This window comes from Streptomyces sp. NPDC097981 (assembly GCF_040302565.1).
In the GTDB taxonomy this organism is placed as follows: domain Bacteria; phylum Actinomycetota; class Actinomycetes; order Streptomycetales; family Streptomycetaceae; genus Streptomyces.
The window spans coordinates 15,303-27,969 of sequence record NZ_JBEORW010000050.1; the positions used below are offsets into that span (position 1 = coordinate 15,303).

14 protein-coding genes are annotated in these 12,667 nt (G+C 71.2%); 10 read left to right on the forward strand and 4 right to left on the reverse strand.

Translation table 11 applies throughout. The features are described from left to right. Positions 1-80 precede the first annotated feature (80 nt). From ABTY04_RS33910 to ABTY04_RS33950, 9 genes are all read left to right on the forward strand, one after another. Positions 81-608: a dioxygenase family protein gene (locus ABTY04_RS33910; RefSeq protein WP_352217287.1), complete on the forward strand. Its 528-nt coding sequence runs from the start codon at positions 81-83 to the stop codon at positions 606-608. 102 nt (positions 609-710) lie between these two features. Continuing rightward, complete coding sequence (locus ABTY04_RS33915; RefSeq protein ID WP_352217288.1) at positions 711-2,057, forward strand: aspartate aminotransferase family protein; 1,347 nt, start codon at positions 711-713, stop codon at positions 2,055-2,057. Next, positions 2,054-3,010 carry an inositol monophosphatase family protein gene (locus ABTY04_RS33920; RefSeq protein WP_352217289.1) on the forward strand — a complete coding sequence of 319 codons (957 nt, stop codon included), beginning with the start codon at positions 2,054-2,056 and terminating at the stop codon, positions 3,008-3,010. Before ABTY04_RS33915 ends, ABTY04_RS33920 begins: the two co-directional genes overlap by 4 nt. Before the next feature lie 5 nt (positions 3,011-3,015). Continuing rightward, on the forward strand, positions 3,016-3,930 hold the full coding sequence (locus tag ABTY04_RS33925; RefSeq protein WP_352217290.1) for a diiron oxygenase: 915 nt from the start codon (positions 3,016-3,018) through the stop codon (positions 3,928-3,930). Then, complete coding sequence (locus ABTY04_RS33930; protein ID WP_352217291.1) at positions 3,917-4,792, forward strand: class-II aminoacyl-tRNA synthetase family protein; 876 nt, start codon at positions 3,917-3,919, stop codon at positions 4,790-4,792. The genes ABTY04_RS33925 and ABTY04_RS33930 overlap by 14 nt, the downstream gene beginning before the upstream one ends. Continuing rightward, complete coding sequence (locus tag ABTY04_RS33935) at positions 4,789-5,841, forward strand: NAD(P)H-dependent flavin oxidoreductase (protein ID WP_352217292.1); 1,053 nt, start codon at positions 4,789-4,791, stop codon at positions 5,839-5,841. Before ABTY04_RS33930 ends, ABTY04_RS33935 begins: the two co-directional genes overlap by 4 nt. A 2-nt stretch (positions 5,842-5,843) precedes the next feature. Beyond that, on the forward strand, positions 5,844-6,077 hold the full coding sequence (locus ABTY04_RS33940) for an acyl carrier protein (RefSeq protein WP_189747628.1): 234 nt from the start codon (positions 5,844-5,846) through the stop codon (positions 6,075-6,077). 7 nt (positions 6,078-6,084) lie between these two features. After that, on the forward strand, positions 6,085-6,636 hold the full coding sequence (locus tag ABTY04_RS33945) for an MOSC domain-containing protein (RefSeq protein ID WP_352217293.1): 552 nt from the start codon (positions 6,085-6,087) through the stop codon (positions 6,634-6,636). 325 nt (positions 6,637-6,961) lie between these two features. Continuing rightward, positions 6,962-8,332 carry a hypothetical protein gene (locus ABTY04_RS33950; RefSeq protein WP_352217294.1) on the forward strand — a complete coding sequence of 457 codons (1,371 nt, stop codon included), beginning with the start codon at positions 6,962-6,964 and terminating at the stop codon, positions 8,330-8,332. A gap of 172 nt (positions 8,333-8,504) precedes the next feature. Here the strand turns inward: ABTY04_RS33950 and ABTY04_RS33955 are convergent, their stop codons facing one another. After that, entirely contained in the window at positions 8,505-9,122 is a 618-nt protein-coding gene (locus ABTY04_RS33955) for a TOPRIM nucleotidyl transferase/hydrolase domain-containing protein (protein ID WP_352217295.1), read from the reverse strand. A gap of 124 nt (positions 9,123-9,246) precedes the next feature. Here ABTY04_RS33955 and ABTY04_RS33960 point away from each other — a divergent pair, with 124 nt between their 5' ends. Further along, complete coding sequence (locus tag ABTY04_RS33960; RefSeq protein WP_352217296.1) at positions 9,247-9,549, forward strand: putative quinol monooxygenase; 303 nt, start codon at positions 9,247-9,249, stop codon at positions 9,547-9,549. 112 nt (positions 9,550-9,661) lie between these two features. Here the strand turns inward: ABTY04_RS33960 and ABTY04_RS33965 are convergent, their stop codons facing one another. The 3 genes from ABTY04_RS33965 to ABTY04_RS33975 all read right to left on the reverse strand — a co-directional run bounded on the left by ABTY04_RS33965 (position 9,662) and on the right by ABTY04_RS33975 (position 12,620). Next, positions 9,662-10,771 carry a hypothetical protein gene (locus tag ABTY04_RS33965; RefSeq protein WP_352217297.1) on the reverse strand — a complete coding sequence of 370 codons (1,110 nt, stop codon included), beginning with the start codon at positions 10,769-10,771 and terminating at the stop codon, positions 9,662-9,664. Positions 10,772-11,484: 713 nt separating this feature from the next. Beyond that, positions 11,485-11,835 (reverse strand): VOC family protein, encoded by a 351-nt coding sequence (locus ABTY04_RS33970; protein WP_352217298.1) that lies wholly within the window; start codon positions 11,833-11,835, stop codon positions 11,485-11,487. A 416-nt stretch (positions 11,836-12,251) separates the two neighbouring features. Continuing rightward, positions 12,252-12,620 carry a nuclear transport factor 2 family protein gene (locus ABTY04_RS33975; RefSeq protein WP_352217299.1) on the reverse strand — a complete coding sequence of 123 codons (369 nt, stop codon included), beginning with the start codon at positions 12,618-12,620 and terminating at the stop codon, positions 12,252-12,254. Positions 12,621-12,667 lie beyond the last annotated feature (47 nt).

Here is a 12,667-nt window from a genome sequence, read left to right on the forward strand (position 1 = left end):
GCCTTCTTCTCAGCATCGGGAAGGCCGGTTAGTCTGCGTGGATCACAGTGAAAGCCCCTTGACCAAGGGAGAATTCTTCAGTGGAGACCGGAAGTCCGGAAAATGTCCTGAAGGCGCTCACGCCGACCGTTCGCTGCAACGGGACGCCGCCCACGCCCGCCCTGCGTGAAGGGCCGTACTACAAGCCCGACACCCCCTTGAGGACCAGCTTCCGGGGCGATGTGGAAGGAGGCGCTCCAATGCTGCTGCATGGCGCCGTGCGCACCTCCGAGGGCAAGCCGATCGGGGGGACCCTGCTCGACTTCTGGCAGGTCGGGGAGGACGGGGTCTACGACGGCGACGGTTTTCGGCTGCGCGGCCACCAGTTCGCGGACGCCGAGGGGCAGTGGCGGCTGGAGACGGTACTGCCCGCCGTGTACCCGGGCCGGACGCGGCACGTGCACGTGAAGGTGCAGCCGCCCGGCGGAGCCGTGCTGACCACGATGCTGTATTTCCCGGGCGAACGCCGAAACCACCTTGACAAGTATTTCCGGCCAGAATGTCTGATGGATGTACGGGAGACGTCTGAGGGATGGGACGCCGCGTTCACCTTCGTCCTGGATGTGTGAATTCCCGCCTCGTAGTTCCTGAGGGAACCTCCATTCCACTGTCCGGAGATTTTGATATACGCCGTCCGTCATGCCCTTGGGGCGGAAGTCGACAGGAGACACATGGCCGACCTGATGCGTGCCCGGCGCGATGCCCCGAGCGACGCGCGAAACGGTGCCCGGAGCGACGTCCTCGGCGATGCCCTGAGCTACGCACAGAGCCACCTGTACTACCCGGTCAGCGCGTACGAGATGGACCACGGCGAGGGCGTCCACCTGTACGACACCGACGGCAACGAGTACCTCGACTGCGCGTCCGGCACCTTCAACCTGAGCCTCGGCTACGGGCACTCCGAAGTGGTCAAGGCCATGCGCGACCAGGCCGAGCGGCTGGTGCACACCACCTCGACCTTCCAGACCGCCCCCGTCAACGAGCTGGTCCGGCGGCTGGTCGAGGTCACCCCGCCGAACCTGACCAAGGTTCACCTCAAGGTGTCGGGCGGCTCCACCGCCAACGAGGGCGCGGTCAAGATGGCACAGCTCGCCACCGGCCGCCGCGACGTCATCACCCTGTTCCGCAGCCACCACGGCCAGACCATGATGACGACCACCATGTCGGGCGAGTCCTTCCGCAAGGCTCCCTTCCCGCACCTGATGCCCGGCGTCCTCCAGGTCCCCGACCCCTACTGCCTGCGCTGCTTCTACCGCCAGGCCGGCCCCGACAGCTGCGGCATGCTCTGCGTCGAGCGCATCAACGACTTCCTCGACCACGCCAGTTCCGGCAGTGTCGCCTGCGTGGTCGTCGAACCGGTCTCCGGCAGCGGCGGCAACATAGTGCCCCCCGACGGCTACCTGCCCGCGCTGCGCGCCCTGTGCGACGAACGGGGCATCGTCCTCGTCTTCGACGAGATCCAGACCGGCATAGGCCGGGTCGGCCGGATGTTCGCCGCCGAGCACTACGGGGTCCGGCCCGACATCCTGACCACCGCCAAGGGCCTCGGCGGCTCCGGTGCGCAGATCGCGGCCATCGTCGCCGACGAGCGGATGTCCGGGCTCAGCAGCGACCACCACTCCTTCACCTACGGCGGCAACGTCCTCGCCGCCGCCGCGGCGGCCACCACCCTCGACGTGATCGGCCGTCCCGGCTTCCTGGAGAACGTCCGGGAGGTCGGCGCCCACGTCATGGAACGGCTGCGCGCGCTGGCCGCCCGGCACCCCGCCGTCGTGGACGTGCGCGGTCTCGGCCTGATGATCGGGATCGAGATCGGCGACGACCGGGGACGCCCGCACAGCGAACGGGCCCAGGCCCTGGCCCGGCGCGGCATGGACCACGGCCTGATCCTGCGCACCTCCCGCTACGGCCGGGGCAACGTGATCAAGATCCGCCCGCCGCTGATCCTCACCCGCGCCGAGGCCGATCTGCTCTGCGACCGGCTCGAAGCCCTCTTCGCCGCCGAGGCCGCCGCATGACCGGCCCCGAGCGCGGCGGCCCTCCGCCCGCCGCGGCCGTGCGGCAGTACGTGACCGGCCTCGCCAGTGCCGTCCGCGAGGCCGTACTGGCTGCCCGGCACCGGTCCGGCAGTCGTCTGGTCCGGGGCCACTCGCCGGGCGGGGACGCCCAGTTCGGCCTCGACGAGGTCGCGGAGGCGGCCGTCTGGAAGTACGTCGCCGGCCACGATCTGCCCGTCGCCGTCTACTCAGAGGACCGCGGCCTGCAGTACCACGGCACGGACCCGGCCCATCTGCTGGTCGTCGACCCCATCGACGGCACCCGGCCCGCCGTCGCCGGCCTGGAGTCGGCCACCGTCTCGGTCGCCGTCGCCCGCATGTCGCAGCGCCCCCGCATCGCCGACGTCGAGCACGCGCTGCTGATGGAACTGGGCACGGGCGCCTACCTCTACGGGGACCTGGCGACGCCCGGCATCACCGCGCACGGATACGACCACCCCGTCCCGGCGCTGACCCGCACCACCGACCCCGCGCGGATGTTCTGGTCCCTGGAGTTCAACGGCCACCCGGCCCGTCTGATGACCGAGGCCTACGGCCACCTCATCGACCGCTCTGCCAACACCGGCGGTGTCTTCGTCTTCAACAGCGCCACCTGGTCCATCTCCCGGCTGCTCACCGGCCAGCTCGACGCCTACGTGGACATCGGCAACCGGCTGCTGCGCGACGACCCGGCGCTGCTGCCCGAGTTCGAACGCGCCGGCAACGGCCGGGTCCTGCACCTGTTCCCGTACGACATCGCGGCGGCCGTCTTCCTCGCCGAGAGGGCCGGGGCGGTCATCACCGACGCCTACGGACAGCCGCTCGGCGACACCGTCCTGACCGACCTGAGCATCACCAACCAGCGGTCCTGCGTGGCCGCGGCCACCCCCGAACTCCACCGTGCCCTGCTGTCGGCCGTCCGATGGAAGAAGTGACGCCCGTGCGCCCCCAGAACACCCCGCCCGCCGGAGCGACCGGCACCGCCCCCGCCGTCGGCACCGAGTTCAGGGACCTGCTCGACCGGCTCTCCGACAAGGCCACCGCGGACTACTACAACCCGTTCACCACCTTCGACTGGCCACCCGCGATCCCCACCGACGGGCTCTGGATGTCCCCCGAACTTCTCTCCGTGCACGGCACCGAGCTGATGGACGAACTGGGCCCTGCCCGGCTCCGGGCCCTGAGCCGGTGGGAGAGCGTCAACTTCTACAGCCTCAACGTGCACGGCATACGCGAACTGCTCATCGAGGTCACCCGGCGCATCCACACGCCGGGCTTCGAGCTCCCCTCCGAGTTCTTCCACCACTTCATCGGTGAGGAGAACGACCACATGTGGTTCTTCGCCACCTTCTGCCTCAAGTACGCCGGCAAGATCTATCCCGACAAGTCGATCAAACTGCCCGAAGCTCCACGCGCCCCGGACATCGAGAACTTCCTCGTCTTCGCCCGGATCCTGATCTTCGAGCAGATCGTCGACCACTACAACGTCCACCTGGCCGCCGACAGCCGGCTGCACCCGACCATCCGGCACATCAACCGGCTGCACCACCAGGACGAGTCCCGGCACATCGCCTTCGGCCGCCGCCTGGTGCAGCTGCTGTGGGAGCGGCTCCTCGACAGCGGCCTGGACGAGATGGCCCGGCTCGAACTGCGCAGCTACCTCGGCCGTTACCTCACCACCAGCATGGAGTCCTTCTACAACCCGGCCGTCTACCGGGACGCGGGCCTCGCGGACGGCTTCGCGCTGCGCCGGCGGCTGCTCGCCCACCCCGCCCGGCAGGCCGCCCACGTCAAGGTCCTGCACAAGACCACCGACTTCCTCAACCGGATCGGGGTGTTCGATGCCGGTCGCTGACCCCACCGCCACCGGGAACACCGGAACCACCTGGTCGGTCCGGGACGGACTGGCCACCCTCGACGAACCCGCCGTTCTGCTGAAGGACGCACTGGACGCGGTGTTCACCCGCTGGGGCACCGAGGCCGGAGCCCGGCAGCAGAGCTACCCACCGCTGCTGCGGGCCGAAGACCTGCGGACCCTCGACTACTTCCGCAACTTCCCGCACCTGGGCAGCGCGGTCACCCGGATCCGCCCCGACCGGCTGGCCGCCCTCGCCGCAGCCCCGCCCGGGGCCACCGCACTGCCCGCGGCCGAGCTGGCCGACGCCACCCACCTGTTGCCCTCCGCGGCCTGCTACGGCTGCTTCCTGCACCTCACCGGCACCAGCGCCGACACCCCCGTCCTGATCACCACCGCCGCGCAGTGCTTCCGCAACGAGGACCACCACGACGGGCTGCGCAGGCTCTGGGGGTTCACCATGAGGGAGATCGTGTGCGTCGGCTCCGCCGAAGCCGTACGGGCCCACCTCGACCGGCACCAGGAGCGGATCGCCGCTTTCGGCGCGGCCCTAGGCCTCACCCTGGACCGGCAGCCCGCCACCGACCCGTTCTTCCGGAAGGACGGTGCCCGCACCGTCATGCAGCTGCTCGCCCCGGTCAAGCACGAGTACCTGCACACCGACGGCACCGCCATCGCCTCCACCAACAACCACCGCAACTTCTTCGGCGAGCACCGCGCCATTCGCCACGCAGGCCGCCCGGCCTTCACCGGCTGCGTCGCCTTCGGCCTGGAACGCTGGGTACACGCCCTGGCTGACCTCTTCGAAGGGGACCTGGCCGCCGCGCACCGCGCGGTACGGCAGGCGGGGGAGTGCCCGTGACCCGGCTGGCCGACCGGCTCGGGCTCGAACTGCCGCTGCTGCAAGCCGGGATGGGCGCCGTCGCCGGCCCCGCTCTGTGCGCCGAGGTGTCCCGGGCCGGAGCGGGCGGCACCCTCGCGCTGTACAAGGAGCCGCCCGCGCGGGCCGCCCGGCTGGTCCGGGAGGTGGCGGCCGCCACCTCCCGCCCGTTCGGGGTGAACGTGGTCCCCGAGGTCACCGGGCCGGCCGGCTGTCTGGACCAGCTCCGGGCCGTCCTGCCCGAACTGCCCCGCGGGGGCTTCGTCACCTCGTTCGGGCTGCCCGACGCCGAAGCGGCCCGGGCCGTGCGGGCCGCCGGACACCCGCTGGTGGTCCAGGTCGGCACCCTCACGGACGCCGGCACCGCCCTCGGGCAGGGCGCGGCCGTCCTGGTCCTCCAGGGCACCGAAGCCGGCGGCCATCTGCTGGGCCGACAGCCCGTGGGCCTCCTGCTGGCCGCCGTCCGGGCCCGCCACCCACATGCGGTCCTGGCCGTCGCCGGCGGGATCGCCACCGGGAAGGACCTCGCGGACGCCGTGGCGCGCGGCGCGGACGGGGCCATGGCCGGAACCCTCTTCGTCCCGGCCGCGGAATCCACCGCGCACCCGGAGTTCAAACGGCGGGTGGTCGAGGCCGTGGCCGACGACACCCTCATCACTTCTCTCTTCGACATCGGCTGGCCGCACCGCCCGCACCGCGTCCTGCGCACCGCCCTCACCACCGCCACGGACCGCGCCCCGGCCACCTTCATCGCCACCACCCGGGTGGACGGCCGGAAGTACCCGGTACCGCGCTACAGCGCGGCGGCCCCGGGTGACGTCACCACCGGACGCATCGAGGAGATGGCCATGTACTGCGGCCGGTCCTGCACCCGCGTCACCGACCGGCACCCGGCCGCAGTCACCGTCGCCCGGGTCCGCCGGGAATACGAGAGCGCCCGCCGGCCCCGCGCAGCCTCCCCGGCCCCCGCGAACGTCACCGCCGCGCGCACGAGCAAGCCCCAAGAGCTGCACCGGACCGAGGAGAGGTGACCATGGACGACGTGACCAAGCCGGTCGTGGACTGGCTGCGCGAACGCAACCCCACCGTCGAGGAGATCCCGGAGGACCTCGACCTGATCGAGAACCGGCTGATCGACTCGCTCGGCTTCATGGAGTTCATCCTGCTGCTGGAGGACCTGATCGGCCGGGAACTACAGCTCGACCAGATCGACGTGAACCAGTTCCGTACCCTCCGCTCCCTCACGGACCACTTCCTGAAGGGGTGAACCGCCCATGGCGCAGACCTCGCCGCCGCCCGGACCCGGCCGGGTCACCTCCCTGCACCTCGCCGCGCACACCGGCGAGCCCACCTTCTGCGTCGCGCAGGCTCGCGCGGTGACCGGCCGCGGCCTGGCAGGGGACCGCAACTACTGGGCGGGTGAGGGCCCCAGGCCCCGCCGCCGGGGGACCGGCCGGGCGTCCGGGGTCTGCGACGTCACCCTCATCGAGGCAGAGGCCCTCGACGCCCTGGCCCACGAACACGGCATCACGCTCACCCCCGCCGAATGCCGCCGCAACCTCGTCTGCCGCGACATCCGGCTCAACCCGCTGGTGGACCACGAGTTCCAGATCGGCGCGGTGATCCTGCGCGGCCTCAAACTCAGCGAACCCTGCGCCCGCCTCGAACAACTGGTCCGCCCCGGCCTGATCCGAGGCCTGCTGCACCGCGGCGGGCTGCGGGCCGAAGTGGTCCGCGGCGGGACGATCAGAGCGGGCGACCGGATCCACCCGCTGCCGCACACCGCGCGGCCACGGCGGCCACCCGTTCCCGCAGACCTCCCCTGAATCCGGAACAGGCCCTGCCACGACGTCCCCGGTCCCCGCCCCGCCCCACCGGTCCGAGGCCCGGCGCACCTTCTCCGTCAGCGCACCCCGCACGTCAGCGCACCGCGCACACACGACCCAGGTGCGCGCTTGCCGACGGCAGGCAGCCGACCGCCCACTTGTCCGCACCGGCACGACCGGTGAACCGTTGGGAAGCCCGCAGACCGGCGCAGACCTCGCCGGGAGCGGGCCGCAAGCGTCCATGTCCGCGCGTCCGGACGGTTCGCCCGCGCACCGCGCGGAAGGCGGGCCGGCCCGCCCGCGGCCCTGCAGTCAGGAAGACACCATGGCGATCGAAGGCACCGCCCCCGGGCGGGAGAACAGCACGGCACCGGACCTCGGCGCGGACACCCCGTCGGCCAAGGCCGTGGAACGCGCAGAACGGGCGGGCGAGGAACTCGCCGAGGCGGGGGCAGCCGTCTCCGTCCGCCTGCTGGAGTGGGGCTTCGCCCTCCGCCTCGACCAGCGGGCCGTCGACGGCCTCGTGGCCCCCGACGACACCGGGCCCGGCAGCGGATTCCCCGGCCTGGTGGAGGACGTGCTCGCCGGGGCCCTGCCCGAGGCCCTCGCCGAAGCCGTCGGCGCGCGGCTCGCCGGACGTGCCGAACGGATCCGGGAGGCCGCCCGGGGCGCCGGGTGCGAGCTGCTCTCGCCGTGGGCCGTACCCACCCTCCTCGCCCCCCGGGCCCTCGACGCGGCGCCGCGCGAGACCGGCCTGTGGTTCAGCGTGTTCGCACCGGGCGCGGGCTGGGGAGCCGAAACCCCGTTCACGACCCGCTACGCCTCCGAAACCCCTGCCCTGGCCGTCTTCCGCGATGACCTGTACTGCGTCTACGAGGGCCGGGGCGATGACCCCGGCCTGTGGTGGACCGCGCATCACGCGGACGGGAGTTGGTCCGAGGACCGGCCGTTCCCCGCCCACCACACCCTGGGCAGCCCGGCCCTGGCCGTGTTCCAGGACCGGCTGTACTGCGCGCACCGCGGCGGCTCGGGCGACTGGAGCATGGCGCTGACCTCGTACGACGGCAGCACCTGGAGCCCGGACCAGCCGGTCCCGAACGCCGAGAGCGTCTACGGCCCGGCGCTGGCCGTCTTCCACGACACCCTCCACCTCGCCTACGCCGACGCCGCCCAGCGCATCATGGTCACCACCAGCCGGGACGGCCGCAGCTGGACGACCCCCGAACCCGTCCCCGGCTGCGCCACCACGAGGTCCCCGGCGCTCGCCGTGTACGACGGCGCCCTCCACCTGCTGCACGGCAACCCCAAGGACGGGGCGATCCACTGGACCCGCCTGCGCGGCACCACCTGGACCTCCGAGGGCGCACTGCCCGGGCACCGTACCCGGAGCAACATCGGCCTGGCCGTCTTCGACGGCAAACTGATGTGCGTCCACCGCGACCCCGCCCGCCAGCAACTGTGGTGGTCCGCCTTCGACGGCACCCGATGGACCACGGACATCGAGATGGCCGACCACAACAGCAAATACGGTCCGGCACTGGCCGTGCACCGGGACCGGACCGGCACCCGCGACCAACTCCTCTGCGTCCACCGGGGCCACGCCCAGCGCTTCGTCACCGCGACCGGGAAGGTACTGGTCGACGAGGACCCGGCGGGGCTGCACGAACTCGACGATCCGGGCTCCGCCGCCGACTGAGACGGGGCTCCGCATGGCAAACGGGGCCCGGGCCAAGGTGCCGTCGACCGTGGCCGGCCGGGGTGAGGTCGAGGAGGTGCCAAACGGGGGCGAGGAGACCGATGCCGCGCTGGTCGATGTCGTCGGACATGCGGGGAGCGCCGAGTGGAAGTGGCGGGGCGTCCGGCGTTGGTCACAGGCTCGTGAGGAGGCTGTCGAGCGGGGCCGGTACCTCTCCGGGGTTGAGGGCCTCCACCAGGAGACGGCCGTACCGGATCTTGCGGCCCTTCTTCGTGCCGAGGAAGCGCCGCAACTGCTGCTGCAGGGGCCGGCCGTGGCGTGCGGGCTGGCGCAGGAAGGTCTGCCAGGCACGCAGGTCGCCCTCGGCCCGGATGATCTCCTCGACCCTCGCCGTTCCCAGCGCGCGGATGAGCTCGTCCTCCAGATCCGCCACGCACACGAAGAAGCCCGGGCATGGCGCCTGGGCCCGCTGCAGGCCGCGGTCGTAGTAGCGCTGCTCGCGCTCGTCGCACAGTCCTGTCAGGCGCAGGCCAAGACCGGGCGGCCCGAGAAGGCCGGCGTAGCGGCCGACGTTCATCGCCCCGCCCATCGGCACCACGCACACCCCTTCGGCGGCAAGGTCCCGGTCACGCCGTGCGGCCATCGCCTCGACGGCCGCGAGGTCACTGGGTCCTTCCAGCAGCACCGCCGTCCGCAGCCCCAGTTGCACAGCCAGATCACTCGCCGGTCCTCCGGGACCGCCGGCCGCCCAGCGGCTGACCGCGTCCCGGAACGCCCACATGTCTGCCATGGGGTGAGTCTGCACGTCCACCGACCGGCACTGCACGGAATATCTCGGCTCCCGCCCGGCATGCCGGGTGCACTCGCGGGAAAGTGCCTCGCTGCCGCCAGCTTGTCGATCTAGGATTCGGCGCATGTCACAGCCGATACGCCTCGTCATCCTGATCACGGCTCTTCCGGGTCGCGGGCAGGAGCAAATCGACGCATACGAGCGCCTCGCGCCCATCGTGCGGGCCGAAGACGGATGCCTGCAATACGACTTGCACCAAGTGAGCGGCGATCCCGACCGTTTCGTTCTCATCGAAGAGTGGTCGTCGAAGTCGGCGCTCGCCGCACACGATGCCACCCCGCACATGATCGAGGCCGACGCGGCCAGTCCGGCGTTCCGAGCGGGACCCGCAGACGTGATTGAGCTCGTCGCCGAGCCACTGGCCTGAGCGCACGCGGACCGCCTCCCGCAGCTCGTCCCGCCCGAGGGCGGCGTACTCCGACACCGCGTCGGTGCACGCCGCCCCGTCGGCGTCCCCGGCCCGGCTGGATGCGGCGGTGTCAACGCGGTGGGGCGGTGCCCGGGAGCCAGTACGTCAGGTGCTGATCGCCCGTACCGGCGAAGGGTTCGTAGTACTCGCCGCCGTGCTCGATCCGCTTGCCGCTGAAGGGCGGCCGTACGACATGGAAGTGGGGCGGCTGGGTCGGGTCGGCCTTGTGCTCGACGATGGCCACGATGTTGCCCCACGGCTCAGCTCCTCGCATGTGGGCGGTGGACCCCACCCGACGGTAGTAGGTGACATGCCCGTTCTCCTCCGGCGTCCGGAACACATCGACGTTCTCCAGTACTTCGAGGTCGCCGTTGATGAGGCTGCGGGCCAGTTCGCGGGCGCGTCGCAACGCGTCGTCCCGGGCATGGGGACCGGTGAAGTCGGTGCGGTTGGTCGGGGCCCGCGAGGCCAGTACCAGGTCCCCGGTGTGCGGGACACCGGGGAACGTGGCCGGTCCACCCGTTCGCGCGCCGGGCAGCGACACGGCGCCGGGGGCTGCTGCTCCGGGGGCCGAAACGGGGCCGGACGCCGGAGGGGCGCCGGGCAGAGAGACCGGACCGCCGCCTGGCGCTCCGGGAGCGTGCACCGGCTCCGGTGGCCGGGCGGGCACCGCCACCGACGTCGAACAGTGCCGGTACACCAAGTAGCCGACGACGCCGATGACGATCACGCCGGCCACCACCCAGCCGACCACGGGCACCAGGGAGGTTCCGCCGGCCGCGGCCGCCGCGGTACCCAGCTCCGCGCCCGCTGCGGCCGTTCCGATCTCGGCCGCGCCCAGCGCCGCGCCACCGGCCTCAGCGGCGCCGACGGCGGTGCCGGCCTCGGCTATGGGGGCCGCCAGCTCGGGGAAGAGCACCGAGGGCGGAACCGGCGGCGGCCCGGTGCCGATCGGCACCATCGTCATGCCTGCCGCCAGAGGAACTGCGCCCGTCAGGCCGATCAGCTCCACCGGCGCCCAGCGTGCCCCGGCGTCGAGCCGGAGCCCGCCCGCGAGTCCCGTGGATGCGGGCCTCGCGTCGGAGACCCGCGGTGGTGAGTCGATCAAGGGCAGGAGCTCGTCGCGTTCGCGCAACAGCCGCTGAAGCTGGGCGATGGGCATGAAGGGGTCGGTCTGCACCTGAGCGTCGATCTCACGGGCCCTGGCTTCGGCACCCGCCGCACTGTAGGGCCCGGGGAAGTGACTCGGCGGGAGAACGGACGCCAGCTCTCCGGCCAGGCGGCTGGGAGTGTGCTCACTCGTCGGCTTGTGATCGCCGGGCAGAGCCGGCAAACGATGTACGGGGGAGGGCTCGCCAGGCACCTTGGCATCCGCCGACTCATTCACGTGGTGGGCAACCACAGGAACTCACCGCCTGGGTCGGGAACGGACATGCCCCATCCTTCGCTGCTGACGTCACCGTTGCGTCTCGGCTTCCTCAGGTTTCCCCGTGCATCGCGACCGGGAGGCCCAAGCACGGTTTCGGGCAGGGCGCGTTCACGAACAAGGCTCTGGAACGTCGGGCAGCCCGACGTGCCGCCACCACTGAGCCGTTCACTGAGTCGGTGCAGTCAACTGACGAGCCGTGTTACAGGTACTGACTCGGGGGCCAGCTAGAGCCGGGGACACCGTGGTGAGCGAGGCCCGGTTCTGCACGGCGCAATGGGAGGACCGCGGCTGATCTGCAAGACGCCTCGATCGCTCCGCTGAAACGCTCCGCGCAGGCATGTCCATTTTCTGTCCCGCGGGTGTTCCGGGGGACGCATGTGCGGGGAGAACCACATGGACGTCGCTCATGACGGGCTCGCTGTGCGCAGCCAGTCCCGCAACCCGGTGAATGTGGACGGTCGCAGCTAGAGATCGTACGCGGTCGGATGCAGGGGCTCGTACAGCCCCACCTCACCACCGCCGGGCAGCCGGAAGGCGGTGAGTTTGCCCCACCGCTGCTCACTGACCGGTGCGGTGAACTCCACGCCCTTGTCTTTCAGCTCGGCAACAGTCGCCTCGACGTTGTCGCACATGAAGTTGAGCTCGTGCTTCTGGTCCGTGTCCGTCGGATGGACAGCCACCTCAGCGGGCGGCAGCTGCAGGACGAGCCAGCCACCGCCGGTGTCGACGCTCTTCGCACCGAGAATGTCCCGCAGGAAGGCTCGGTCCGCTTCTGCATCGCGGCTGTAGAGGATGACATGCGCTCCGTTGATCACATCTCTCGACTCTACGTCGCCGCGTCCCGAAGGTCAGGGCACCACGCCTGCGTCCGCTGGAGAGGCGTACGGTGCGGCAACCGGTCGCATCTGATCACCGCCCGCGACCTGGCCCACCCAGTTCAGCGCGGTCACCCGCGAGCGCCGAGGCCACGAGCGTCAGGTCCACGAGTGCGTCGTAGCCTGCCGGCTGTCGTCGGTTGCGGGCATCACGGCGTTGTGGCCGGGCGGGAAGCCGGGCGTCGCGCGGAAGGACTGCATCACGTCCGTCAGCGCTGCGACATCAGCCTGCTTCCACCAGGACCGGTGTCGTCCCGGTCCCGTGGACGGTCATGCTGGGTAGCTGGGAGCTGGCCCTTGCGCGCCCCCTGCCTGGCTGCCGATGACAGCCGGCCAGGAGGCGCGCTCACTCCCGTTCAGCTCGACTTCGCGAATCCATCCAGGAGCCCGCGCGGGTCGAACGTCACCCGGATCCGGACGATCTTTCCACCCGCGACGTGCATCCAGTTCGCCGTCGGCGCGGGCGGCGCGATGGCGGTGCACAGATCGAACCAGGTGATCACCTCGTCGCCCTCCGCGACCCGCACTTTCACGTCGATCTTCTCCAGTACCTGCCCGAGACCCTTGAGCCCGGCCAGAGCCTCCTCCGTCCCCTGCGCCGTTCCCAGCGCCCCGACGAAGTCAACGTCTTCGGCCAGCAGCCCGCGCATCGTCTCGAAGTCGCCCGCCTCCCACGCGGAGAAGTAGGTCTCGGCAAGCTCTCGTGCGGTCTTCGTCGTCGTCATGCCTCCATCCTGCCCAGACGCCATTCATCCGTCCAACAGATGAATCC

Bases quoted from the DNA above. Each gene is read 5' to 3' on its own strand.
- ABTY04_RS33975 (WP_352217299.1), bottom strand. From the start codon at position 12,620: ATGACGACGACGAAGACCGCACGAGAGCTTGCCGAGACCTACTTCTCC.
- ABTY04_RS33950 (WP_352217294.1), top strand. From the start codon at position 6,962: ATGGCGATCGAAGGCACCGCCCCCGGGCGGGAGAACAGCACGGCACCG.
- ABTY04_RS33945 (WP_352217293.1), top strand. From the start codon at position 6,085: ATGGCGCAGACCTCGCCGCCGCCCGGACCCGGCCGGGTCACCTCCCTG.
- ABTY04_RS33960 (WP_352217296.1), top strand. From the start codon at position 9,247: ATGTCACAGCCGATACGCCTCGTCATCCTGATCACGGCTCTTCCGGGT.
- ABTY04_RS33930 (WP_352217291.1), top strand. From the start codon at position 3,917: ATGCCGGTCGCTGACCCCACCGCCACCGGGAACACCGGAACCACCTGG.
- ABTY04_RS33915 (WP_352217288.1), top strand. From the start codon at position 711: ATGGCCGACCTGATGCGTGCCCGGCGCGATGCCCCGAGCGACGCGCGA.
- ABTY04_RS33920 (WP_352217289.1), top strand. From the start codon at position 2,054: ATGACCGGCCCCGAGCGCGGCGGCCCTCCGCCCGCCGCGGCCGTGCGG.
- ABTY04_RS33955 (WP_352217295.1), bottom strand. From the start codon at position 9,122: ATGGCAGACATGTGGGCGTTCCGGGACGCGGTCAGCCGCTGGGCGGCC.
- ABTY04_RS33940 (WP_189747628.1), top strand. From the start codon at position 5,844: ATGGACGACGTGACCAAGCCGGTCGTGGACTGGCTGCGCGAACGCAAC.